The sequence below is a fragment of the Ruegeria sp. S84 genome (assembly GCF_056583445.1).
In genome coordinates this window covers 2,779,734-2,802,817 of the sequence record NZ_CM152618.1, presented here as the reverse complement: position 1 = coordinate 2,802,817, position 23,084 = coordinate 2,779,734, and the positions used below count along the sequence as shown (strand labels likewise).

Here is a 23,084-nt window from a genome sequence, read left to right as displayed (position 1 = left end):
TAGATGCAGGACGATCCAAAAACCCTCGTTTCTACCGAATGGCTTGCCGCACATCTCAAGGATCCGGATCTAAGGATTCTGGATGGGTCGTGGTACCTGCCGCAGCAAGCGCGAGACGCCAAGGCAGAGTATGACTCTGCCCACATCCCTGGTGCGCGGTTCTTTGATATTGATGAGATATCCGACCATCGTTCTGACCTGCCGCATATGGCACCTCCGGTCGAGAAGTTCATGTCGCGCCTGCGCGCGATGGGCGTTGGCGATGGCCATCAGGTCGTGGTCTATGACGGTGCGGGGCTGATGTCGGCGGCGCGGGTCTGGTGGTTGTTCCGTCTGATGGGACAGGACAATATTGCCGTTCTGGATGGTGGACTGCCAAAATGGCAGTCCGAAGGGCGCGAGATCGAAGACCTGCCCCCCATTATTCGCGACCGTCATATGACGGTGCGGGTTCAGAACCACCTTGTCCGCGATGTGACGCAAGTTTCATCAGCCGCGAAGCTTGCGGATCACGAGATCATCGATGCCCGCTCGGCGGCCCGTTTCTTCGGGACCGAAGCCGAACCGCGCGAGGGGTTGCGCTCGGGTCATATCCCAGGCTCGCGCAACGTGCCTTTTGGAATGCTGTTGAACAAGAATGGCACGATGAAGTCGCCCGAAGACTGCCGCGCGGTTTTCGAAGATGCCGGCGTCGACTTATCGAAACCCGCGATCACATCCTGTGGCTCTGGTGTGACTGCCGCAATTCTCAGCCTTGCCTTGGAACGCATGGGCAAGAAAGACCACGCGCTATATGACGGCTCCTGGGCTGAATGGGGTGCCTTCCCAACCCTGCCCGTCGCAACCGGAGAGAACTGATGTTCGAGAACCTTAAACCGCAGCCGGCAGACAAGATTCTGGCGTTGATGCAGATGTACCGCGACGACCCACGTGATCAGAAGATCGATCTGGGCGTTGGCGTCTACAAGAATGCCGAGGGGGTCACTCCGGTGATGCGCGCGGTGAAAGCAGCTGAAAAGCGTATTCTCGAAGAGCAGGAGAGCAAGGCTTATACCGGTCTGGCTGGTGATCCAGCCTTTGCGGACGCGATGATCGACTTGATCCTCGGAAATTCTGTCCCGCGTGGCAACATTGCAGCCGTAGCCACCCCCGGTGGTACCGGAGCCTGTCGTCAGGCGTTTGAGATGATCCGTATGGCCAACCCCACCGCGCGTGTTTTCGTGTCGAACCCCACATGGCCAAACCATTTGTCGATCCTGAACTATCTAGGGATCGAGACAGTCCAATACCGTTATTTCGACGGAGAATCGCGTGGCGTCGATTTCGACGGTATGATCGAGGACCTGAAAACTGCCAATGCAGGCGACGTGGTTCTTCTGCACGGCTGTTGCCACAACCCAACGGGTGCCAACTTAAATATGGTGCAATGGCAAGAGGTCGTGAACCTGATCAACGCGCGTGGCCTCGTCGCAATGATCGACATCGCCTATCAGGGCTTTGGCGACGGTCTGGAAGAAGATGCGCAGGCAACCCGTCTGGTGGCATCGTCAGTGAAGCGCTGCCTGATCGCGGCGTCTTGTTCGAAGAACTTCGGCGTCTACCGTGAACGCACCGGCCTGCTGATGGCGATCAGTGACGATCCGGCACAGACTGCACTGAACCAGTCTACGCTGGCATTTCTGAACCGCCAGAACTACTCGTTCCCGCCTGATCACGGCGCGCGGGTGGTGACGACGATCCTGAATGACGATGCTCTGCGGGCAGATTGGGCGACCGAATTGGAAGATGTCCGCCTTTCCATGCTGGGCCTGCGTCAGCAACTGGCTGATGAGTTGCAGAGCCTTAGTGGATCGGATCGATTTGGATTTATCGCCCAGCATCGCGGCATGTTCTCGCGACTGGGGGCCGCGCCAGAACTGGTTGAAAAGCTGCGTGCCGATCACGGCATTTACATGGTCGGTGACAGCCGTCTGAACATCGCTGGTTTGAACGCCAATACTGTGCCCATTTTGGCGCAGGCGATTGTCGATGTCGGCGTCTGAGCGATATCTTTGAATGAAGGAAAACCCGGGCGCGAACGCCCGGGTTTTTTTGTTTTTACTTGGTTGGCTATTAGCCCTTGGAGAATTCCGGATACGCTTCCATACCCAGTTCAGCCATGTCGAGGCCGTTGATCTCGTCCTCTTCGCTAACACGGATACCTACGGTGGCCTTCAGGATCGACCAAAGGATAAGAGCAGCACCAAAGGTGAAGACACCATAAGCAATGATCCCGGTCAGCTGAGTGATCAGGCTGGCTTCGCCATAGAAGATCACGGCGATGGTGCCCCAGATGCCAGCGAACAGGTGGACCGGGATGGCGCCGACTACGTCGTCGATCTTGAACTTGTCCAGCATCGGAACCGCGAAGACCACGATGATACCGCCCACAGCACCGATCCACAGAGCGCCGAACAGGGTTGGGGCCAGCGGCTCAGCAGTGATCGACACCAGTCCCGCCAGCGCGCCGTTCAGCACCATGGTCAGGTCGGGCTTTTTGTACAGCAGCTGTGTCATGATAAGGGCGGCAACGGCTCCGGATGCAGCAGCCATGTTAGTGTTGGCAAAGATGCGCGATACGTCCGAGACATCTCCTACAGTGCCCATCGCCAGCTGCGAACCACCGTTGAAGCCGAACCAACCCAGCCACAGGATAAAGGTACCCAGAGTGGCCAGAGCCAGGTTCGAACCGGGCATCGGGTGCACTTTACCGTCCTTGTACTTACCGATGCGCGGCCCAAGGATGAGAGCACCTGCCAGAGCCGCCCAGCCACCGACCGAGTGCACGATGGTCGAACCAGCGAAGTCCGAGAAGCCTGCTTCGGACAGCCAACCACCACCCCACTGCCACGAGCCCGAGATCGGGTACATGATGCCGGTTAGGACAACAACGAAGGCAAGGAAGGGCCACAATTTGATCCGTTCAGCCACCGCACCGGACACGATCGAGGCGGTCGCTGCGACAAAGACCAGTTGGAAGAAGAAATCCGAACCGATTGAGGCGTAGTCAAGCGCCGCAGCATCTGCACCGACACCCACTGGGTCAAGCACGGTGGTCGAGAAGAACGGGCCCAGCCAGCCAGAAATGGTCCAACCATCACCGGGGTACATCAGGTTGAAGCCGATCAGCCAGTACATGATCGCGGCGATTGAAAACAGCGCGATGTTTTTGGTCATCTGCATCGCGACGTTCTTGGACCGCACCAGCCCGCCTTCGAGCATGGCAAAGCCTGCAGCCATGAAGAACACCAGGAAACCGCCCATCAGGAACAGCAGCGTGGTGAAGATATATTGGGTGTGTTGCGCGGGCTCTCCGGTAGCGGCCTCTTGCGCAAGACCCATCTGCGGCAGTGCGACGATCGCAGCAGCAGGGATGAGAGATTTCATCAGGTTCATTGTTAGTCCTCGAGTGATTGTGAGTAAGCGCGCTTAAAGCGCCTCTTCGTTGGTTTCCCCGGTCCGCACGCGCAGGGCTTGCTCGACATCGAGGACGAAAATCTTGCCGTCGCCGATCTTGCCGGTCTTGGCGGTTGTGGTGATGGTTTCGACGATCTGGTCGGCCATGGTGGCGGGCACCACGATCTCAAGCTTGATCTTGGGAACGAAATTCACGGCGTATTCGGCACCGCGATAAATCTCGGTGTGACCCGATTGCGAGCCAAACCCTTTGATCTCAGTCACCATCATGCCGCGCACGCCTGCATTGGTCAGCGCTTCGCGCACCTCCTCAAGCTTGAACGGTTTGATTGTCGCAATGATCAGTTTCACGTCTTTCCCCTCTACTACTCCGGGCGGCCCGGTATTTTGCATCTGCAGAAAAATGCGCGACGGAGGTTCAGATGGAACGTTTTCGGGGGGTAAATGAGGGTAAAAAATCAGCAATTATGCACAATTTTTGCACAAAACACGCTATTTGGTGAAAATATAGGCAAACTTGTGAGGGAAAATACGGGTATTTCACACCTCTACATGGCCGTTCCGGCGGGGTATGGTGCCCCAAAAGCATAACCGGGCAGAGTTTGAGCATGACTGAGTCCAACCGTCGCAAATCGCGCCTTGTCGCGGATAAAAGGTACCCGTCCAAAGGTCGAAAACCTACGGCGACCAAGCGGGCTGCAAAACCCGCTGGTAAGAAGTCGACGGCCCGAAAAGCCGCTCCGCGCAAAACGGCGCGGAAGAAAACGCGGCGCAGTTCTGGTGGGAAGGGCGGTGGCATTTTCCGCCGGCTGTTCCGCTGGCTCTGGCGCATAATTTGGGGGATCACTTGGAGGGTCGGCGCAGTGGCGGGGTTGCTGTTGGCGCTGGCGGTGGGTGTTGTTTACACCTCATTGCCGGATGTCGATGCCCTGCTTGATGGGCGGGCACGTGGTTCGGTGACCTTGCTGGATCGCGACGGCAAGGTCTTTGCCTGGCGCGGCGATCAGTTTGGCGGCGTGATTACGGCGGATACAGTTTCGCCGCATCTCAAGAACGCCGTGATCGCAACCGAGGATAAACGGTTCTACCGCCATTTCGGCGTCAGCCCGCGCGGTGTCGCCAGCGCGGTACGCATCAACCTGAGTGAAGGACGTGGACCGCTGTCTGGTCACGGTGGTTCAACGATCACCCAGCAAACCGCGAAACTTCTATGCCTGGGTGTGCCTTATGAGCCCAGCGAATGGGAGTCTGAGGCTGCATATGAAGCCGATTGCCGTCAGGGTTCGCTATGGCGCAAGGCGAAAGAGGCAGTTTATGCCATTGCGATGGAGGTCAAATACTCCAAGGATGAAATTCTGACGATCTATCTGAACCGCGCCTTCCTCGGTGCGGGAGCCCGCGGCTTCGAGGCCGCCAGCCAGCGGTATTTCGGTATTTCAGCAGCCGAAGTGTCTCCGGCCGAGGCGGCAATGCTGGCAGGTCTATTGGTGGCCCCGACACGCTATGCGCCAACGAACAACCTGCAACGTTCACAAGATCGGGCACGTTTGGTGGTTGGGCTAATGGAGACTCAGGGCTATCTGAGCAGCGCGCAGGCCAGCGAGGCCCGCAGCCGTCCGGCGCAGTTGTCCGAGGCCGCTGCCGCGCGTGCTGGTGGTTACTTTGCCGATTGGGTCATGGCCAGCGGGCCTGAGTTTTTCACACGTAACACAACCGAGGACGTGGTGATCCGAACCACACTGGATCAGCGCATTCAAACGTCGGCGGAAGAGGCGCTTAAATTCATCTTCCAGGAGAAGGTGCGCGAAGGGTCTAAAGCGCAGGCCGCCATTGTCGTGATGTCAGCGGATGGCGCGGTTCGAGGTATGGTCGGTGGGCGCAAGACCCGTGTTTCGGGGGCGTTCAACCGGGCTACGCAGGCTCTGCGTCAAACGGGTTCGTCGTTCAAACCGTTTGTCTATGCGACGGCCTTGGAGTTGGGATATTCACCGCTGGACACGGTGATGGATGAACCAACTTGCTGGAACATCGCAGGTTCAGGTCAGTGGTGCCCGAAGAACTACACCAATAAGTTCTATGGCCGGGTGACATTAGCAGATGCGTTGAAGAATTCGTTGAATATTCCCGCAGTCAAAGTGGCCGATATCTCGGGGCTGGACAACGTGCGCACAGTTGCCAGTGGTTTCGGCCTTTCAAGTGATCTGGCCGAGGGACTCGCGCTGGCGCTCGGCGCATCGGAGAGCACGCTGATAGAGATGACGGGCGCTTACGCCGGTATCCTGAACGGCGGTTCAGCGGTGGAACCCTATGGCCTGACCGAGTTGAAGCTGCTTGGTGAGACCGATCCAGTTATGATCACGACAACCGGTATTGGTGAACGCGTCATCAACGACAAGGCCGCCAAACAACTGACCTGGATGATGGAGCGTGTGGTCTCTGAAGGTACAGGCGGACGGGCAAAGCTGCCGGGCTGGCAGGTGGCGGGCAAGACCGGCACGACCCAGGCCGCGCGGGATGCGTGGTTTATCGGATTTACCGCGGACTACGTTACGGGCGTTTGGATGGGGTATGATGACAATACGCCGTTGTCAGGTGTCACGGGTGGAGGCTTGCCGGCGGAGATATGGAAAGAGACCATGCTGCGCGTGACAGAAGGGATGACGCCCACGCCGTTGCCCATGTTGGTGCCGGACCCACCGGTTAGAACCGCGCAGCCGCAGCAACAGCGCCGTAAGAATCAAACCGGTTTGGACCGTGCGATCAACAACCTGCTGAACAACATCTTCGGAAACTGACCAACAAAAAAAGGCGGTGCGCTGGGCACCGCCTTTGATGTCTGAATGATCGTAAGATCAGACGCTTTCGTCTAGCGCTGCCAGAATTGCATCACCCATTTCGCTGGTCGAAACCGGCTCAACCCCTTCTTCGGCCAGCAGGTCAGCTGTGCGAACGCCGTCGGCCAGAACCTTCTCGATCGCGGTTTCCAGACGATCCGCTTCGTCGCCCTGGTCAAAGCTGTAGCGCAGTGCCATGGCGAAGCTGAGGATACACGCAATTGGGTTGGCCTTGCCTTGACCTGTAATGTCCGGGGCCGAGCCATGCACGGGTTCATACATGGCCTTAGGGCGGCCATTCGCCATCGGTGCGCCCAGCGAGGCAGACGGCAGCATGCCCAAAGATCCGGTCAGCATCGCTGCGCAATCGGATAGTACATCGCCAAACAGGTTGTCGGTGACGATCACGTCAAACTGTTTGGGCGCGCGCACAAGCTGCATCGCGCCGTTGTCTGCATACATGTGTGACAGCTCGACCTCGGGGTATTCCTGACCGACACGTGTCACGACCTCGCGCCACAGGATGCCCGATTCCATCACATTGGCTTTTTCCATCGAGCACAGTTTCTTGTTCCGGCGCATCGCCAGCTCAAACGCGGAACGTGCTGCGCGTTCGATCTCGGATTCGGTGTACCGCTGGGTGTTGATGCCAACGCGCTCATTGCCTTCTTCAAAGATGCCGCGCGGCTCACCGAAGTAGACACCCGATGTCAGCTCGCGCACAATCATGATGTCGAGGCCAGCGACCACATCCTTCTTCAGCGACGAGAAATCCGCCAGCGCGTCGAAGCACTGAGCTGGGCGCAGGTTGGAATACAGGTCCATTTCCTTGCGCAAACGCAGCAGTCCGCGTTCGGGTTTCAGGCTGAAATCCAGATCGTCATACTTAGGGCCGCCAACAGCCCCCAGCAGCACGGCGTCGACGTCTTGTGCCTTGGCCATGGTCTCATCCGATAGGGGCTTCCCGTGCGCATCATAGGCAGCGCCGCCGACCAGATCCTCGCTCACGTCAAATTGAAGACCGCGATTGGCGCCGAACCAATCGATGATTTTGCGCACTTCGGCCATAACTTCCGGGCCAATTCCGTCTCCGGGCAGGATGAGGAGCGAGGGGTTGGACATCGACAGTCTCCTTGCGTTTTGTCGCACAGGCCCTAGCGTTTGCGGCGCATCGGGTCAATGAGACGAACCCATCAAATCACGAGGAAACCACATGCTGACACCCGGAAATCCGGCCCCATCGCTAAAAATCGAAACAGTAAGCCATGGCACCTTTGATCTTGAGCGCGACACTGGCGAAAACGGAACGCTGGTGATTCAGTATCGCGGCCTGCATTGCCCGATCTGCGTTCGCCAAATGGGTGAGGTCGAGGCTGCGCTGGATGAATTCGCCGAGCTGGGGATTGAGGTGATCATGATCACCACGGATACCGGCGAACGTGCGGCCGAGACGGTTGAGAAGGCCGGAGTGTCGAAGCTGCGCGTAGGATACGGCCTGTCCATGGCTGACGCGCGGGATGTCTGGGGCCTGAACATCTCGGTGGCTCGTGAAGGTAGTGCCGAGCCAGCGTTGTTCGCTGAGCCAGGACATTTCTATATCAAACCTGATCAGACCCTCTATTACGTCTGGCAGCAGACAACGCCTTTTGCGCGGCCGCCGATGTCGGACATCGTCGGCGGTTTGAAATTCACCTTGGCCAATAACTATCCTGCGCGCGGCACCTATACCGGCGCGCTGTAGGCGGTTTTAAAGCCGGGCCTTCAACCCGTCGGCCAGTAAATCCCAGACTCTGCGAATGCGCGGGGTCTGTCGCATCGCCTGAGGGGCAGCCAGCCAGACCGGCAGCACCGGTATCTCGACATCAATATCTAGCACTTCGACCAGAGGATCGGACTGCGCGATGCTGAGTTGGCTGAAGCCCACCCCACACCCTGCGCGGATCAATTCCCAATAGGCAGTCTGGTTGTCGCATCGCGTGGCAAAGCTGTCCCGGCTGGCAGGCCAGCCCTTGTTCCGCATTGCGGTGATAATGTCTTCATTGGTGTCAAATCCCACAAGGTCGTGCTGCATCAACTCTGTCGGCGTTGTTGGTCGCCCTGCACGATCCAGATAGCTTTGGGCGGCGCAGAAACATAACGGAACCTCACCGATATGCTTTGCCACGATGTCAACCTGTTCGGGCCGATACATGCGCACGGCAATATCGGCCTCGCGGAACAGCAAGTTTTCGCTGGCATCCGAGGCGACCAGATCAAGCTGAATGGCCGGTTCTGCCTCACGGATTGCGGCAAGTATCGGCGGCAACAGGTGATGCGATACAAATACCGAAGCGGTGATCCTGACCGACCCTTCCAGCTGTTGCGCCTGACCCGCTGCCGTCAGCCCCAGGGCATTGACTGCGCTGTACATCTGCTGCGCCATTGGCAGCACTTGCTGCCCCACCTCGCTGAGCGTCAGTCCACGCGCGTGACGATCAAACAGCGAGACCCCCAATTCTTCTTCCAGCGCATGCACCTGACGTCCAAGCGTCGGCTGGCTGCGACCCAGTTGCTTTGCGGCTGCGGATAGTGAGCCGGTTTCGGCAACCGCCAGAAAGCTTTGAACTAAGGACCAGTCGGATAGTTGGAGTGTTTTAGCCATTCAAAAACGAATACATAATCTGCGATTTTTCGCAATTTCCAAAACATCGTGAATGAATAGATTGATCCGGAACGGAGGGATCAATGCCACAAACGGTACTTATTCTCGGGGCCACCGGTCGACTTGGACGCAACGCTGCAAGAGCTTTTTCGGATGCGGGATGGATTGTGCAAAAGTTTGATCGACGCAGGGAGGAATTGCGCGCGGCGCTACATGGAGTAGACGTCATCGTGAACGCCTGGAACCCGCTTTACCCCGACTGGGCGGAGCAGGTGCCAGAGTTGCATCGTCAGGTAATCGCCGCTGCATCAGAGCGTGACTTGACGGTCATTGTCCCGGGGAACGTTTATGTTTTCGGTGCGGATACGCCCGGCCCCTGGTCGAGCAGGACACCGCATCTTGCGCGAAATCCGTTGGGACGCATTCGGATCGAGATGGAAGAGGCTTATCGCGCCTCGTCGGTTCGGACCATCATGTTGCGGGCAGGTGATTTCATAGATACCACGGCCTCTGGCAATTGGTTCGATCAGATTCTCATCAAACACTTGCGGCGCGGGCGCTTTGTGTATCCCGGCAATCCGGATATCGCGCATGCTTGGGCCTATCTGCCCGATTTAACTCGCGCTGCTGTGGAATTGGCAGAAATGCGCAGCCTGCTACCGCGTTTCTGCGATGTCCCCTATGCTGGATACACTTTGACCGGCAATGAAATGGTATTGGCGCTTTCGCAGGTTGCGGGGCGTGAACTCACCCTTAAACAGATGGCATGGTTGCCTTTGCATCTGGCCCGCCCGTTCTGGCGTATGGCGCCTCATTTGCTTGAGATGAGGTATCTATGGAATACTTCTCACCGGCTGGACAGACGCCTCTTTGATGCTCTGCTCCCGGAATTTGCGCAGACCGACCTAAATGACGCGTTGAGGAACGCCGTGTCTGAACCTGTGCAATATGAATCCCGCCAGCGATTCGGCACAGTCATACGGTCATGATCGAAGCCTATTCGTCGAACAGATCGACCCAGACAAGCCGGTGACGGCTTGCGGCGACGGCCGCGTCATGGGATGTGGGCTCCGGCCAGTAAATGCCCGCATCGTGCACACGCCAATCCGCCGAAGGTAGGACATAATCCACTCTCATCTCGCCAACGCCCTTCCACAAAACTGTTGAAGTTGACCCCGCAGGGTCAACAGGCATCGGATCCTGCAGTTGCGGATTGGCCAGAAGATTACGGATTGCTGATTTGCGACCCTCGCCTTTGTAAGGATCCTGGTTCGCATCACCTGCGATGACAAAACGGCCTGTAGGTTTCTCACCCAGATCACCGTTCAGCAAAAGCGACCAGAGCCGAATTTCATCCCGGTTGCGCAGTCCGTTCCGATCTTCAGGTCCATCAAAGACAGGCGGGCTGGCGTGAAACGTCATCAGGTTTAGGCGACCACCTGGGGTGTCGACCGGAACGACCCAATGCGATGTAGAAGACAGCCGCTGAACAGCCTGCGCTTGTGGTGATGGGAAGGGCTCTCCATCCTCGGCTGGCAGCTGGGCATCCGGCAAGTCGCGCCACCGCATCTGGGTGAATGACCGCACTTGATCGGTAGCGATAGGATAGCGGGACAGCACTGCCAGCCCATTCTGGCCGGTGAACCGCCCCCAGCCTTGTGCATCGCCCGGGCCGCCCGTATCGCCGTCCCCATCCAGATCCAATGCGGTTTCGATCCCGGAATTGGGTTGCTCGGCGTAACTGTATCGATAATCCAAGCCGTTGCTTTTCAGCGCCTCGACCAGCGCAGCAAGGGCAAGCCCGTCTAAATCCCAATCGATGCCTTGCAGCGCGACGATATCGGGACGGGTTGTCATCAGCACCTCGATCACCGCAGCGACCTGAGGGTCGTTCCGCCGAATATCACGCAGCAACAGGCCGGGACCTTCGCGACTGAGTTCTGTATTGAAACTTGCGATGCGCAATGTCTCTGCCTGTGCCGTAAACGGCAACAGCAACAGAACCAGCAGTCGGATCATGCGATCTGAGTTGACTCGGAAGTTGAGTATGCGCGGCGCTTCTCAACGATCAGGCCGGCAATGCGTAGTGTCGCCATGCCTCGCATGATCATGCTGGCAGGCAGGAATGCCCATGCGCAAAGGGTCCAGATCAATGTCTGCGGATTGCTGAGCGCGATCGGCGTGATGAAAGCAGCCATCAGTTTGATCAGGGCGGGAATCAGGAAAGGCAGCAAAGCCCCAATTGCGATGTTGAGCCGCCCGTCACGCTGCAGACGGGTGACCACATCACCACCCTTGGTTGGGTCAAACAGCGGTAGATTGGTCCAGACGTTGAACGCGCCGTTGCCTGTTGGCCATCCCCGAAGCTTCACCGCATAGGCAAAGCTGGCGATGGTAACCAAGGCCGCGACATAAGCGACGCTGGCGGAGATACGCACCAAATCTACGAGGGGCTGGCTGGCATCGGCGGGCAGCATCAAAACCACAAGACGAACGGGGGAGTAGGGGAAATCCACCACATTCGCGACCATCAGGCCAACTGAATAAAACAGGCCAGTAAGTTCCGAGGGGGCATAGGCGTTTTTGCAGATTAGCGTCAGGAAGGTAACCATCGACATCAAACCGACAAAGCGCAGCCTGTTCACAGGTGGTGCGTCACGAAATTCGATAAAGCTTGGAAAGGCCGAGTTGTATTCCGAGAAAGTCAGGATAAACGCAAGGATCGCCAGAAAGACGACAATCTCAGTCCCATTCGACGTCGATGTAGGCAGGTACAACGCAGGGGTAAGCACCATAAGTGCTACCAATAATCCACGTATCGCCGCCCCCGTTGTGCGTGCAATCACAATCCGAACCCTTTTCCAAACCGGCGTAGTCGATTCTGTGCCGACTTATCGTCCAACTTGTGCTCACCGCTCGTTCGTTGGCGGCTACCTCATGGGTGCCAACTTTGCCGATAAGCGGTATTTCGCTCAAGCCAATGAGCAAATAACACGCAATTTCGGGCAAAATGATGGCGCAACTGGTGCGGGATTGCATCAATTTCGACGCAAATCCGGCGTGTATCTCAAATTGATACCTATATGTTGTGGTGCACTGGGTTTTTGCCCCAAGAATGCGAACAGGGCCGCGCTTGCGACCCTGTTAGGTTGAGTATCAACAGATCTCGTCCCCAGAATCATACCCAGGGGCGGGCCTGACTCGCATGATCTTCGAACTTGTCGATGTGATGGTCTTTTTCCATCGTCAGGCCAATATCGTCCAGACCGTTCAGCAGGCAGTGCTTGCGGTGTGGGTCAATGTCGAACTCGATGATCATGCCATCCGAAGTGGTAATCTGCTGATCTTCCAGATGCACGGTCATGCGGGCGTTTTCACCCTTGTGCGCGTCATCCATAAGAATCGCGTGATGCTCTTCTTCGACTACGATGGGCAGGATGCCGTTCTTGAAGCAGTTGTTGAAAAAGATGTCGGCGAAGCTGGTCGAGATCACCACCTTGATGCCGAAATCCTTGATCGCCCATGGCGCATGTTCCCGCGACGAGCCGCAACCGAAATTGTCGCCAGCCACCAGAATCTCGGTGTTGCGATAAGCGGGTTTGTTCAGAACGAAATCTTCGTTCTCGCCGCCATGATCGTGATAGCGCATCTCATCAAACAGCACGACACCCAGGCCAGAGCGTTTGATGGTTTTCAGGTGCACTTTGGGAATGATCATATCGGTGTCGATATTGATCAGTGGCATTGGGGCGGCCACCCCGTGGACTTTTTCGAACTTTTCCATTTCTACACTCCTGCGGGGTAGGGCCGCGCCCGTGCTCCGCGTTTAAGCTTCTTTCGCTTCTGTTGTTTCGTCCTTGGGTGCGTTCTTGACGAAGAACGCCATGAAGACCAATCCGAACCCGTTGAACAGCATCTCAATGCCCAGGAAGATCCCCAGTATACTCAGCAGAGCAGCCGGTTCCTTGCCCACATAGGTCCAGATGATGCCGGCGAGGATGATCGACAAGATGCCCGAGATCATCGTGGGCCAGAAAAACTGCGTTCCTTTCATCTGGAACGACAGAATGACCCGTGCGATACCGCCTGCCATGAACAGGATCAGCATCACAGTTGCTAGCGTCAGCGTGCCCTGCAGCGGGTGATCCAGAAAGGACCAGCCCAGAAACAGCATGACCGCACCCATGATGAGTGACAGGATCTTGTTGCCAGTGCCTTCAACCGTGAAGCCACCAACGATCTGCATTCCGCCCGCAATCAATAGCAACACACCAGTTACTACTGTTACGGCAACGGACGCCACGACCGGTGCGCCCAATACGAACACCCCGAATGCTATGGACAAAAGTCCAAGCAGTAGCCATTTGACCCAATCACTCATGTTAGTCTCTCCATCAAATATCTAGATATGAGAGACTCTTACATCAATTCACGGACGTCTGTCAGCCGTCCTGTGATTGCCGCAGCGGCAGCCATTGCAGGGCTCAGCAGATGGGTACGCCCACCGCGACCCTGACGGCCTTCGAAGTTGCGGTTCGAAGTCGCGGCACAGCGCTCGCCCGGTTGCAGCTGGTCGGGGTTCATCGCCAGACACATTGAACAGCCCGCAAGACGCCACTCGAAACCGGCATCTTTGAAGATCTCGGCCAAACCTTCTTCTTCGGCCTGTGCACGCACCAAGCCCGAGCCTGGTACGACCATGGCGCGCATGCCGTCCTTGATCTTCTTGCCTTTCAGGATTTCCGCCGCAGCGCGCAGGTCTTCGATCCGACCGTTGGTGCAAGAGCCGATGAAAACAGTGTCGATTTCAACATCGCTCAGCTTTTGACCGGCTTCCAAGCCCATATACTCGATCGAACGGCGGGCCGCGTCGACTTTACCGCCTTCGAAATCTTCGGGATGCGGTACGGATGCGGTGATCGGCAGCACATCTTCGGGACTGGTGCCCCAAGTGACGACTGGCGCGATATCTTCACCACGCAGCGTGATGACTTTATCGAAATGCGCATCTTCGTCGGTGTAAAGCGTCTTCCACCAGTCCATCGCGGCTTCCCACTGCGCGCCTTTGGGGGCATGCGGGCGGCCTTTGACATATTCAAAGGTGGTCTCATCCGGCGCGATCAGGCCAGCGCGGGCACCGCCTTCGATGGCCATGTTACAGACGGTCATGCGCCCTTCCATCGAAAGATCGCGGATCGCTTCGCCGCAATACTCGATGACATAACCTGTGCCGCCAGCAGTACCGGTCTCGCCGATCACAGCCAGAGTGATATCTTTGGCGGTCACACCCGGCTGCAGTTTGCCGGTGATTTCGACCTTCATATTCTTGGACTTCTTCTGGATCAGAGTCTGGGTGGCCAGAACGTGTTCAACCTCGGACGTGCCGATGCCGTGGGCCAGAGCGCCGAATGCACCATGAGTCGCCGTGTGGCTGTCGCCGCAAACAACGGTCATGCCGGGCAGGGTCCAGCCCTGTTCGGGGCCGACGATATGCACAATGCCCTGACGGACGTCGTGCACAGGGTAATAGTGAATGCCGAAATCCTTGGCGTTCTTGTCCAGTGCCTCGACCTGAATGCGTGATTCCGGGTTTTCGATACCATTCACACGGTCCGGCGTGGTCGGAACGTTGTGATCCGGCACGGCGATGGTTTTTTCTGGCGCGCGCACCTTGCGGCCCGCCATGCGCAGGCCTTCGAACGCCTGTGGGCTGGTCACTTCGTGAACCAGATGGCGGTCGATATACAGCAGGCAGGTGCCATCATCGGCCTCGTGGGCGACATGGGCATCCCAGATCTTGTCATAGAGTGTTTTGGGGGACATCGGTCCTCTCCCGTATGAAATGAGAAATAGCTGGCGAGTTGGCTTAGGCCGCCGATAGGCGGGCCAAGACCGTGCGGGCAGCCCCAAAGAACCGTTCACGCAGACGCGCGCGATCTTCCAGATTCTGTTCTTGGGCCACATTGAGTCTCATACGCACCAGATATAACGGGCATTCGTGTCAATCAAGGTTCAATCCCAACCGTCTCACTGCGGGCTTGCATCATCCAGCATCGCTGTCCAAGCTGACCTGCAGGAGAGGTGAATGAACCAGGATTTACTACCGGAGACGCTCTCGGAGCTTTACGCCAACATGACGGCGGCGTTTTCCTCGCAAATTGAAGGTCTGGTCGAGTTGATCGTCACCCCAGGATGGCGGCAGTATCAACTCATCATCATCCTGTTTCTCTGGGCAATCTCATTCTTGCTGAAACTGCTGACGCAGGGCCGATGGGAAACCTGGGCGAGGGCCCGGGTGGGATGGCCGAAATGGCGTCTGCGGATATTGATACAACTGATGCGCCGTCTGACATTGGTCTATTTTGTGTTGCTGTCTGGTGGGCTTTATCTGGTGATGCAACAGGTCACATGGCCGTCGCGGAGCTATATACTTGGTGTCTTCGCAACGCTGGCTGTTGCATGGCTGGCCATCGCGTTGGTTTCGCGATTGGTGAGAAACCGAACGCTGCGACAAATATTTAAATGGTCTATGTGGGTCTATGCCACGTTAATTGCGTTGAACCTGACGGATGATGTAGCCGGTTTCCTTGATGGCGTCGCCATTTCTATCGGTGATCTTCATATCTCGGCGCTGGGCATCATCAAGGCTGTACTGCTGATTGGCGTCCTGCTGACTTTGGCGCGTGTCGGCACACGCGCGGCTGAGCGCGGCCTTACGAACAATCAAGACATAACACCATCGATGCAGGTTCTTCTGGCCAAGGGTATTCAGGTGCTGCTCTACGGGGCGGTGTTCATGGCGGCGATCCGCACCCTCGGGTTTGATCTGACTGGCATAGCGTTGCTGTCCGGGGCCATTGGCGTCGGGATCGGGTTTGGCCTGCAAAAAGTGGTTTCGAACCTGATCTCGGGCATTATCATCCTGATGGACCGGTCGATCAAACCGGGCGACGTGATTTCACTCGGGGACACATTTGGTTGGATTAACGCGCTGGGCGCGCGCTATGTCTCGGTGGTTACGCGGGATGGTCGGGAATATCTGATTCCGAACGAAGATCTGATTACCAATCAGGTGGTGAACTGGTCGCATTCCGACCGTTTCGTGCGGTTGGATCTTGATTTCGGCACCAGCTACGACGACGACCCGCACAAAGTCCGCGCGACAGCGATCCGTGCCGTCAAGACGGTTGGTCGAGTGCTGAGTGGAGGCAAACATGAACCTGTCTGCCATATCACTGGTTTCGGTGACAGCAGCGTGGACTATGTGTTGCGCTTCTGGATCAGTGATCCGAACAAGGGTCTGACAAACATTCGGGGCAATGTTTTCCTGGCGCTGTGGGATGCGTTCAAGGTCGAAGACATCTCGCTTCCGTTCCCGCAGCGTGAAATCCGCGTATTGGGCGGCCCGGAGGCCGACGCCGAGGTGCAACATCTCGCCAAAGAGTGACTGGATGTGGGGCGCAGCGTCGGCCCTTTCATTGAAATGTTGCAATCCCCTTGTTACCTTATTAGTACCCCGGCGCCGGGGTTTGGCGGCGCGCAGCAAAGGAGGACTATGTCCTGTCTCTACATACACAGGCGGGTTTGCCCGCCGATGATGGGGCCGATGTAATGGCCCACTCTCAGTCAATCAGCGACAAGCTGCTTGAACGTATCCTTTCCTCACTTTCCGATGACAAGGCCGAAGACGTCAGTGCAGATCAACCTGCAAGGTAAGTCTTCTGTTGCGGATCACATGGTGATTGCCTCGGGTCGCTCGACCCGTCAGGTCTCGGCCATGGCGGAAAAGCTGACGGATCGCATCAAGCAGGAATTCGGTTTCACCTCGAAGGTCGAAGGCAAGGATGCCGGCGACTGGGTGCTGATCGATACGGGCGACGTGGTCGTCCATATCTTCCGCCCCGAAGTGCGTGAATTCTATCAGCTGGAAAAGATGTGGCTGCCTCAGGGCGGCAGCGCCTCGGCGAATTGAGGCGCCATCCCGGCCTGTATTGAGGGGCCGGAGGCGAGAGAGACATGCGTATCAGCATCGTTGCGGTCGGGCGATTGCGCGCCGGACCGGAGAAATCCCTGCTTGACGACTATCTGACCCGATTTGACCGGACCGGCCGCGCGCTGGGGCTTGGGCCTGCGCGCGTGATCGAGGTTGAAGACAAGAAAAACGCTGGCATGGGGGCCGAGGCCACCCTGCTGCGCAAGGCGCTGCCCAAGGGTGTGGTGATCTGTACGCTAGATGAGCGCGGACGGGTGTTGTCCTCGCCTGATTTTGCAAAAAAGCTGGGTGGATGGCGCGACGCGGGCCGACAGGATCTGGCGCTGATCATCGGCGGAGCGGACGGAATAGACCCTAATCTGCGGGCGGAGGCTGATTTTTCCCTATCCTTTGGGTCAATGGTCTGGCCCCATATGTTGGTCCGTGTGATGCTGGCCGAGCAACTTTACCGGGCCGCGACCATCCTTTCAGGCGGCCCTTATCACCGGGTCTGACATGGCGCAGCTATTGATCGTCTACCACTCGCGCACCGGCGGCACCCGGCAAATGGCTGAAGCCGCAGCCGAAGCAGCGCGGGATGAAGCGAACACCATCCTGAAAACCGCCGATCAGGCCGGGCCAAACGACCTGCTGGCCGCCGATGGCTATATCTTCTGCGCACCCGAGAACCTGGCCGCGATCTCTGGGCTGATGAAAGAGTTCTTTGACCGCTGCTATTATCCGGTGCTGGGTCAGATCGAAGGTCGACCCTATGCGCAGATGGTCTGCGCCGGATCAGATGGCGAAAATGCCGCGCGCCAGATGGCTCGGATCGCAACGGGATGGCGGCTGAAAGAAGTGCAACCGCCCCTGATCATCTGCACTCATGCGCAAACACCCAAAGCGATCTTGGCCGAAAAGATCATTCCCGAAGAACAACTTGAAAGCTGTCGTGAGGTTGGAGCGGCCTTGGCCGCAGGTCTCAGCCTCGGGGTGTTCTGAGGGTCAGTTCAGATCGACCACGGTCGTGTCTTCGCTCCAACCACCGACATTGTCGCGCGCCTGAATTTGCACCTGCGTGGTCCCGTCCGGGATAACCACCCCGCTTAAAGACCGGGTAAAGGGCTGCTCATCGACATGAGGGTGATGCAGCACACGCATCCCCAGCTCGTTCCCCTGCATATCCAGAACACGCCAGCCGTCGGCATAGTCATCCCATCCGGTGTCGGAGTGGCGGATCGTGACGTCGAACCGCCAGTTATCCCCATTTGATTGGGCTGAAACCTGTTCGACCGTCGGAGGGTCGGCGAATGCGGGGCTGGCCAGTAAGGCGCTGAGAATCAGATATCGCATAGGGTCAAACTATGCTCTCGCGCATGGCATTGCGATCACGACTCTGTGTTTGGTGGCGCAGTCATGATTACGGTCCGTGAATGCGAGGCGAATTCGCGACGATAGAGCACACCGAATGTGACGATTGAGCTTAGGATCAGGGCTACCGGTCCAAGTATCCATGCGATTGAAGCCAACGCAAAATATGTCGCCCGCAACGCGCGATTGAAACTACGAGCCGCCGTGATGCAGATATCAGCAGATTGTGTGGCGCGTGGATAGGCCTGTGGATCATCGGGATCATTTGGAACAGCGGCCATCAGAATTGCGCAATACCCAAACAGGCGATGCGACCAGACAAATTTCAGAAAAGCGTTCGACAGAAAAAGCAGAATAATCAGTATCTTGATTTCCCAAACCATGGCAGGCGCACGGCCGATGGCAAGATCTTCAGCAACCCCAGCAAGGCGTTCGGTATTGCCAAGCAATGCCAAGCCGCCGCCTATTGCAATCATGATTGTCGAAGCGAAGAACGTGCTGCCCTGGCGCATGGCCGAGATCACTTGTGCATCGAACACACGCGGCTGGCGCGTCACCATTTCACGCATCCAGACCTTGCGGAAATCATCCATCATCAATGAAACCGATGGTTTCTGAGAGGACGGATTTTCGATCCTCCACCCAATCCCCAGCCATGTCGCGAACAATAGCAAAACGGCTGCATAGTCCAGCGAGGAAAACAGTAATGTGCGGTCGATCCAGGTCATGCCGCGACACTATTGTTGGATTCGGTAACTTGCCAGTCGATAAAATTGGTAATATAATTTTACCAAATGGAGGATCAGCGATGGAAATGCCCAAGCCAAATCCGGATGTCTTAGCACGCAAGGAGGCATTGGTTGCGCGACTACAGCAAGTGCTGCCGAAGGATGCTGTTATCCATGAAGAGGCCGAGACCAGGGCTTATGAATGTGATGCGCTGACCGCCTATAAATGCCCGCCAATGCTGGCTGTACTGCCTTCGACCACGCAGCAGGTTTCCGATGTCTTGCGCATTTGCCATGAACTGGGTGTGCCGGTTGTACCGCGCGGCGCGGGCACGTCATTGGCCGGTGGCGCCCTGCCGACGGCAGATTGTGTGATTCTAGGCGTTGCACGGATGAACGAAGTTCTGGAAATCGATTACGACAACAGGTTTATCAAGGTGCAATCCGGCCGAACCAACCTGAGTGTAACCGGTGCCGTTGAAGAAGAGGATTTCTTTTACGCTCCCGATCCCTCATCCCAGCTTGCCTGCGCCATTGCCGGGAATATCGCGATGAATTCCGGCGGCGCGCATTGCCTGAAATACGGGGTGACGACCAACAATCTGATGGGTGTGACTATGGTCATGATGGATGGCAGCGTGGTCGAAATTGGAGGTGCCTATCTGGATGTTGGCGGGTTGGACCTGTTGGGTGTTATCTGCGGATCCGAAGGGCAATTGGGTGTCGTAACTGAAGCAACGTTGCGCATCCTGCGCAAACCTGAGGGCGCGCGTCCCGTTCTGATGGGCTTTGACGATAATGAAGTAGCCGGTCAATGCGTCTCTGACATAATCAAATCGGGCATATTGCCTGTCGCGATCGAGTTCATGGACCGCCTTTGTATTCGAGCCTGCGAGAATTTCGCCCAAGCGGGTTATCCTGATTGCGAGGCGTTGCTGATTGTCGAAGTTGAAGGATCAGAGGCAGAGATCGATAGCCAGTTGTCGAAGATTATCGAGATCGCCAAGCGGCATAATCCGGTTGAGCTGCGAGAAAGCCAATCGGCTGATGAAAGCGCCCGTATCTGGCTGGGGCGGAAATCGGCCTTCGGCGCGATGGGGCAAATCAACGATTATATGTGTCTGGATGGGACGATCCCGGTCTCATCGCTACCCTTCGTCCTGCGCCGGATCGGGGAGCTGAGCAAAGACTATGGCCTGCCAGTCGGCAATGTGTTCCATGCTGGTGACGGCAACATGCACCCCTTGATCCTGTTTGACGCCAACAAACCCGGCGATCTTGAGAAATGTGAGGCGTTCGGGGCGGACATCCTGAAGCTTTGCGTTGATGCGGGGGGCTGCCTGACTGGTGAGCATGGGGTCGGCATCGAAAAGCGTGATCTGATGACACACCAATATGAACCACAGGATCTTGAGGCGCAGATGGCGGTGAAAGATGTGTTTGACCCGAATTGGCTGTTGAACCCAGCCAAGGTGTTTCCGCTAAAGGCGTCTGCCACGCGCAGGATGGCCGCGGAATAGATGAGCCTTCCCCATCAATACCCAGAGTATTTGCGAAAAGATGAAGTGCCATGACACCTGAAACCGAGGCTGAACTTGCGGACATCGTTGCCGGCCTGGATGGCCCAGTGCATATTGCGGGAGGCGGCACGCGCGGCCTTGATGGGCCCGAGCCTGTGCTGAACCTGTCAGGACTGCACGGAATTACACAGTATGAGCCGGGCGCATTGACTCTGGTCGCGCATGCCGGGACTCCAGTGACTGAGATCGAAGCGGCTTTGGAGGCCGAGGGCCAGCAACTGGCGTTCGAGCCGATGGATCATCGCGGTTTGCTGGGCACCACGGGGGAACCGACAATCGGCGGTGTTGTCGCGGCCAACATCTCGGGGCCGCGTCGAATTCAGGCTGGCGCGTGCCGGGATTTCCTGTTGGGCGTACGTTATGTCGACGGGTTGGGGCAGGTGATCAAGAATGGCGGGCGGGTGATGAAGAATGTCACCGGTTACGATCTGGTCAAGCTCATGGCGGGTTCCTGGGGCACGCTAGGGGTGCTGTCCGAGATCTCACTGAAAGTGCTGCCTAGACCTGAGATCGAGACCACTCTGGCAGTCGGGGCCGCTGATGTAGGAACCGCAGTTGATCTCATGTCCACTGCCCTGAAATCCCCCTTCGAGGTGAGCAGCGCAGCCTATGATCCACTGGGTGGGCAGGCGCTGTTGCGGATCGAAGGATTTGCCGACTCGGTTGCCTATCGGGTAGGTCGATTGCGCGAAATCCTTGGGGGCGAATGCACCGAGTTAGAGAATTCGAGGAACCGCTGGGTCGATCTGCGTGATCTGCGTGCGTTTAAGGATCTGCAAGGTGATGTCTGGCGCTTATCGGTGAAACCCGGCGATGCAGCCAGCCTTGCAGAACGGATAGACGCGGTTCGAACCCTATTTGACTGGGGCGGGGGCTTGATCTGGGTATTGGTGCCAAAGGGCACCGATCTGCGTGCACGACTGGGTCACTTTGAAGGACATGCAACGCTGGTACGTGCAGAGGCTGACACCATTGTTGAATTTGGGCGGTTCCAACCGGAGAGCACGCAGATTCAGGCTCTAACAAAGGCAATTCGGAAGAGATTTGACCCTCGGAACGTGTTCAATCCGGGTCTGATGGGGTAGGCGATGCAGACGAAATTTACCGAAAAGCAGTTGCAAGACCCAGCGATTCAGCGATCCAACGAGATACTCCGAAATTGTGTTCACTGTGGTTTCTGTACAGCAACCTGCCCGACTTATCAGGTCCTAGGCGATGAGTTGGACAGCCCTCGCGGGCGCATCTATCTGATCAAGGACATGTTGGAGAATGAGCGTGTTCCGGACGAAAAGACTGTCAAGCATATCGATCGCTGCCTATCCTGCCTCGCCTGCATGACCACGTGCCCCTCGGGCGTGCATTACATGCACCTCGTGGACCACGCACGGGAATATATCGAAGACAACTACAAGCGCCCGTTCTCGGATCGGGCTCTGCGCTGGATATTGGCCAGAATCCTGCCTTATCCGACACGCTTTCGCTGGGCTCTAATAGGGGCAAAGCTGGGTCGTCCGTTCCGGTTTCTGATGCCGGATGCCCGGCTAAAGGCGATGCTGGACATGGCGCCGAGATATATTCCACCAGTCAGTCGCAATGATGACCCTCAGAGCTTTGCAGCAAAAGGCGCTAAGAAGAAACGCGTCGCCCTAATGACGGGCTGTGCGCAAAAAGCGCTGAACACCGACATCAACGACGCCACGATTCGCCTGCTGACCCGATTGGGCTGCGAGGTCGTTGTCGCCGAAGGTGCCAGCTGTTGTGGCGCATTAACCCATCACATGGGTAAAACCGGTGAAAGCCATGCGTCTGCTGCAGCCAATATCCGGGCCTGGACACGCGAAATGGATGGTGATGGTCTGGATGCGATCGTGATCAACACCTCGGGGTGTGGGACCACGGTTAAAGATTATGGGCACATGTTCCGCAGTGATCCGCTGGCGGTGGATGCGGGGCGTGTATCCGGCATGGCGATGGATATCAGTGAGCTTTTGGTGCAGCTGGAGATGCCGGACAGCGACAAGAAAGAACTGGTTGTTGCCTACCACGCGGCGTGTTCATTGCAACATGGGCAAAAGGTTACCTCTTATCCCAAGAACCTGCTGAAATCGGCTGGATTCACAGTGTTAGAGCCTAAAGATAGTCATTTGTGCTGTGGCAGTGCAGGAACCTACAACCTGATGCAGCCTGAGATTTCGGGTCAGTTGAAACAACGAAAAGTGCGCACGCTTGAGGCTAGGAACCCTGATGTTATCGCGGCAGGTAACATCGGATGCATGATGCAGATCGGCTCTGGGACTGACACGCCCGTTGTCCACACAGTCGAGCTGCTGGACTGGGCCACCGGAGGGCCGGAACCGCGCGCATTGCGCGACGGCATGGCTGGGGTACCCCAACTGCGCTGATCGATTGCTGCACCCGCGCATCAGGTCCGGTTGAATTTAATCCAAGGGGCAATTGCCCTATTTTCGCCGCACCAACGGCATACGAATCTTGGTCGGACCT

23 protein-coding genes and 1 pseudogene are annotated in these 23,084 nt (G+C 57.0%); 12 read left to right on the top strand and 12 right to left on the bottom strand.

Features of this window, described 5'->3' with window-relative positions; genetic code table 11:
- Positions 1-3: 3 nt before the first annotated feature.
- Positions 4-858, top strand: coding sequence for a 3-mercaptopyruvate sulfurtransferase (sseA, locus tag AC1DFB_RS14135; RefSeq protein ID WP_170515509.1), 855 nt, complete (start codon positions 4-6; stop codon positions 856-858).
- Positions 858-2,042 (top strand): amino acid aminotransferase, encoded by a 1,185-nt coding sequence (locus tag AC1DFB_RS14130; RefSeq protein ID WP_170626352.1) that lies wholly within the window; start codon positions 858-860, stop codon positions 2,040-2,042. Before sseA ends, AC1DFB_RS14130 begins: the two co-directional genes overlap by 1 nt.
- A gap of 70 nt (positions 2,043-2,112) precedes the next feature.
- Here AC1DFB_RS14130 and AC1DFB_RS14125 read toward each other — a convergent pair whose 3' ends face one another.
- Together AC1DFB_RS14125 and AC1DFB_RS14120 are read right to left on the bottom strand one after the other, a co-directional pair.
- On the bottom strand, positions 2,113-3,435 hold the full coding sequence (locus AC1DFB_RS14125) for an ammonium transporter (RefSeq protein WP_170395150.1): 1,323 nt from the start codon (positions 3,433-3,435) through the stop codon (positions 2,113-2,115).
- Positions 3,436-3,468: 33 nt separating this feature from the next.
- Positions 3,469-3,807: a P-II family nitrogen regulator gene (locus AC1DFB_RS14120; RefSeq protein WP_039541190.1), complete on the bottom strand. Its 339-nt coding sequence runs from the start codon at positions 3,805-3,807 to the stop codon at positions 3,469-3,471.
- A gap of 257 nt (positions 3,808-4,064) precedes the next feature.
- Here AC1DFB_RS14120 and AC1DFB_RS14115 point away from each other — a divergent pair, with 257 nt between their 5' ends.
- Positions 4,065-6,251, top strand: coding sequence for a transglycosylase domain-containing protein (locus AC1DFB_RS14115; RefSeq protein ID WP_480921513.1), 2,187 nt, complete (start codon positions 4,065-4,067; stop codon positions 6,249-6,251).
- Between the two features lie 57 nt (positions 6,252-6,308).
- Here the strand turns inward: AC1DFB_RS14115 and leuB are convergent, their stop codons facing one another.
- Positions 6,309-7,412, bottom strand: a complete 1,104-nt coding sequence (gene leuB / locus AC1DFB_RS14110; protein WP_170395155.1) for a 3-isopropylmalate dehydrogenase — start codon at positions 7,410-7,412, stop codon at positions 6,309-6,311.
- Positions 7,413-7,503: 91 nt separating this feature from the next.
- Between leuB and AC1DFB_RS14105 the strand changes: the two genes are divergently transcribed.
- Positions 7,504-8,031 carry a redoxin domain-containing protein gene (locus AC1DFB_RS14105; RefSeq protein WP_170395157.1) on the top strand — a complete coding sequence of 176 codons (528 nt, stop codon included), beginning with the start codon at positions 7,504-7,506 and terminating at the stop codon, positions 8,029-8,031.
- A gap of 6 nt (positions 8,032-8,037) precedes the next feature.
- Here AC1DFB_RS14105 and AC1DFB_RS14100 read toward each other — a convergent pair whose 3' ends face one another.
- Entirely contained in the window at positions 8,038-8,931 is an 894-nt protein-coding gene (locus AC1DFB_RS14100; RefSeq protein WP_170395159.1) for a LysR family transcriptional regulator, read from the bottom strand.
- Between the two features lie 83 nt (positions 8,932-9,014).
- On the opposite strand from AC1DFB_RS14100, the gene AC1DFB_RS14095 reads away from it, so the two are divergent.
- Entirely contained in the window at positions 9,015-9,920 is a 906-nt protein-coding gene (locus AC1DFB_RS14095; protein WP_480921512.1) for a sugar nucleotide-binding protein, read from the top strand.
- Between the two features lie 7 nt (positions 9,921-9,927).
- On the opposite strand, the gene AC1DFB_RS14090 is transcribed toward AC1DFB_RS14095, so the two are convergent.
- The 6 genes from AC1DFB_RS14090 to AC1DFB_RS14065 form a co-directional block, all read right to left on the bottom strand.
- Positions 9,928-10,950 carry an endonuclease/exonuclease/phosphatase family protein gene (locus AC1DFB_RS14090; RefSeq protein ID WP_480921511.1) on the bottom strand — a complete coding sequence of 341 codons (1,023 nt, stop codon included), beginning with the start codon at positions 10,948-10,950 and terminating at the stop codon, positions 9,928-9,930.
- Positions 10,947-11,777, bottom strand: coding sequence for a hypothetical protein (locus tag AC1DFB_RS14085; RefSeq protein ID WP_170395166.1), 831 nt, complete (start codon positions 11,775-11,777; stop codon positions 10,947-10,949). The genes AC1DFB_RS14090 and AC1DFB_RS14085 overlap by 4 nt, the downstream gene beginning before the upstream one ends.
- A gap of 332 nt (positions 11,778-12,109) precedes the next feature.
- Positions 12,110-12,715 carry a 3-isopropylmalate dehydratase small subunit gene (leuD, locus tag AC1DFB_RS14080; RefSeq protein ID WP_480921510.1) on the bottom strand — a complete coding sequence of 202 codons (606 nt, stop codon included), beginning with the start codon at positions 12,713-12,715 and terminating at the stop codon, positions 12,110-12,112.
- Between the two features lie 42 nt (positions 12,716-12,757).
- Positions 12,758-13,312: an HdeD family acid-resistance protein gene (locus AC1DFB_RS14075; RefSeq protein ID WP_170395171.1), complete on the bottom strand. Its 555-nt coding sequence runs from the start codon at positions 13,310-13,312 to the stop codon at positions 12,758-12,760.
- A gap of 38 nt (positions 13,313-13,350) precedes the next feature.
- Complete coding sequence (gene leuC, locus AC1DFB_RS14070; RefSeq protein ID WP_170395174.1) at positions 13,351-14,754, bottom strand: 3-isopropylmalate dehydratase large subunit; 1,404 nt, start codon at positions 14,752-14,754, stop codon at positions 13,351-13,353.
- Positions 14,755-14,797: 43 nt separating this feature from the next.
- Positions 14,798-14,893 (bottom strand): isopropylmalate isomerase, encoded by a 96-nt coding sequence (locus AC1DFB_RS14065; RefSeq protein WP_260023663.1) that lies wholly within the window; start codon positions 14,891-14,893, stop codon positions 14,798-14,800.
- Positions 14,894-15,016: 123 nt separating this feature from the next.
- Here AC1DFB_RS14065 and AC1DFB_RS14060 point away from each other — a divergent pair, with 123 nt between their 5' ends.
- The 4 genes and pseudogenes from AC1DFB_RS14060 to AC1DFB_RS14045 all read left to right on the top strand — a co-directional run bounded on the left by AC1DFB_RS14060 (position 15,017) and on the right by AC1DFB_RS14045 (position 17,905).
- A complete protein-coding gene (locus AC1DFB_RS14060; protein ID WP_170408707.1) occupies positions 15,017-16,378 on the top strand; it encodes a mechanosensitive ion channel domain-containing protein in 1,362 nt (453 codons plus the stop codon).
- 164 nt (positions 16,379-16,542) lie between these two features.
- Positions 16,543-16,903 (top strand): annotated as a pseudogene (gene rsfS, locus AC1DFB_RS14055) (ribosome silencing factor).
- 44 nt (positions 16,904-16,947) lie between these two features.
- The gene (gene rlmH / locus AC1DFB_RS14050) at positions 16,948-17,418 is read left to right on the top strand and encodes a 23S rRNA (pseudouridine(1915)-N(3))-methyltransferase RlmH (protein WP_170408706.1); all 471 of its coding nucleotides are present in this window, start codon (positions 16,948-16,950) and stop codon (positions 17,416-17,418) included.
- 1 nt (position 17,419) lies between these two features.
- On the top strand, positions 17,420-17,905 hold the full coding sequence (locus AC1DFB_RS14045; protein ID WP_170636501.1) for an NAD(P)H-dependent oxidoreductase: 486 nt from the start codon (positions 17,420-17,422) through the stop codon (positions 17,903-17,905).
- A gap of 3 nt (positions 17,906-17,908) precedes the next feature.
- Here AC1DFB_RS14045 and AC1DFB_RS14040 read toward each other — a convergent pair whose 3' ends face one another.
- Together AC1DFB_RS14040 and AC1DFB_RS14035 are read right to left on the bottom strand one after the other, a co-directional pair.
- Positions 17,909-18,256 (bottom strand): hypothetical protein, encoded by a 348-nt coding sequence (locus tag AC1DFB_RS14040; RefSeq protein WP_480921509.1) that lies wholly within the window; start codon positions 18,254-18,256, stop codon positions 17,909-17,911.
- A 35-nt stretch (positions 18,257-18,291) separates the two neighbouring features.
- Positions 18,292-19,002 (bottom strand): DUF599 domain-containing protein, encoded by a 711-nt coding sequence (locus AC1DFB_RS14035; RefSeq protein ID WP_170395190.1) that lies wholly within the window; start codon positions 19,000-19,002, stop codon positions 18,292-18,294.
- An 80-nt stretch (positions 19,003-19,082) separates the two neighbouring features.
- Between AC1DFB_RS14035 and AC1DFB_RS14030 the strand changes: the two genes are divergently transcribed.
- Genes AC1DFB_RS14030 through glcF form a run of 3 tightly spaced genes read left to right on the top strand, consistent with a single transcriptional unit; the run spans position 19,083 to position 22,984 of the window.
- Positions 19,083-20,522, top strand: coding sequence for an FAD-linked oxidase C-terminal domain-containing protein (locus AC1DFB_RS14030; RefSeq protein ID WP_170408703.1), 1,440 nt, complete (start codon positions 19,083-19,085; stop codon positions 20,520-20,522).
- 50 nt (positions 20,523-20,572) lie between these two features.
- A complete protein-coding gene (locus AC1DFB_RS14025; protein WP_480921508.1) occupies positions 20,573-21,667 on the top strand; it encodes an FAD-binding protein in 1,095 nt (364 codons plus the stop codon).
- Between the two features lie 3 nt (positions 21,668-21,670).
- Positions 21,671-22,984: a glycolate oxidase subunit GlcF gene (gene glcF, locus AC1DFB_RS14020; protein ID WP_480921507.1), complete on the top strand. Its 1,314-nt coding sequence runs from the start codon at positions 21,671-21,673 to the stop codon at positions 22,982-22,984.
- Positions 22,985-23,084: the final 100 nt, after the last annotated feature.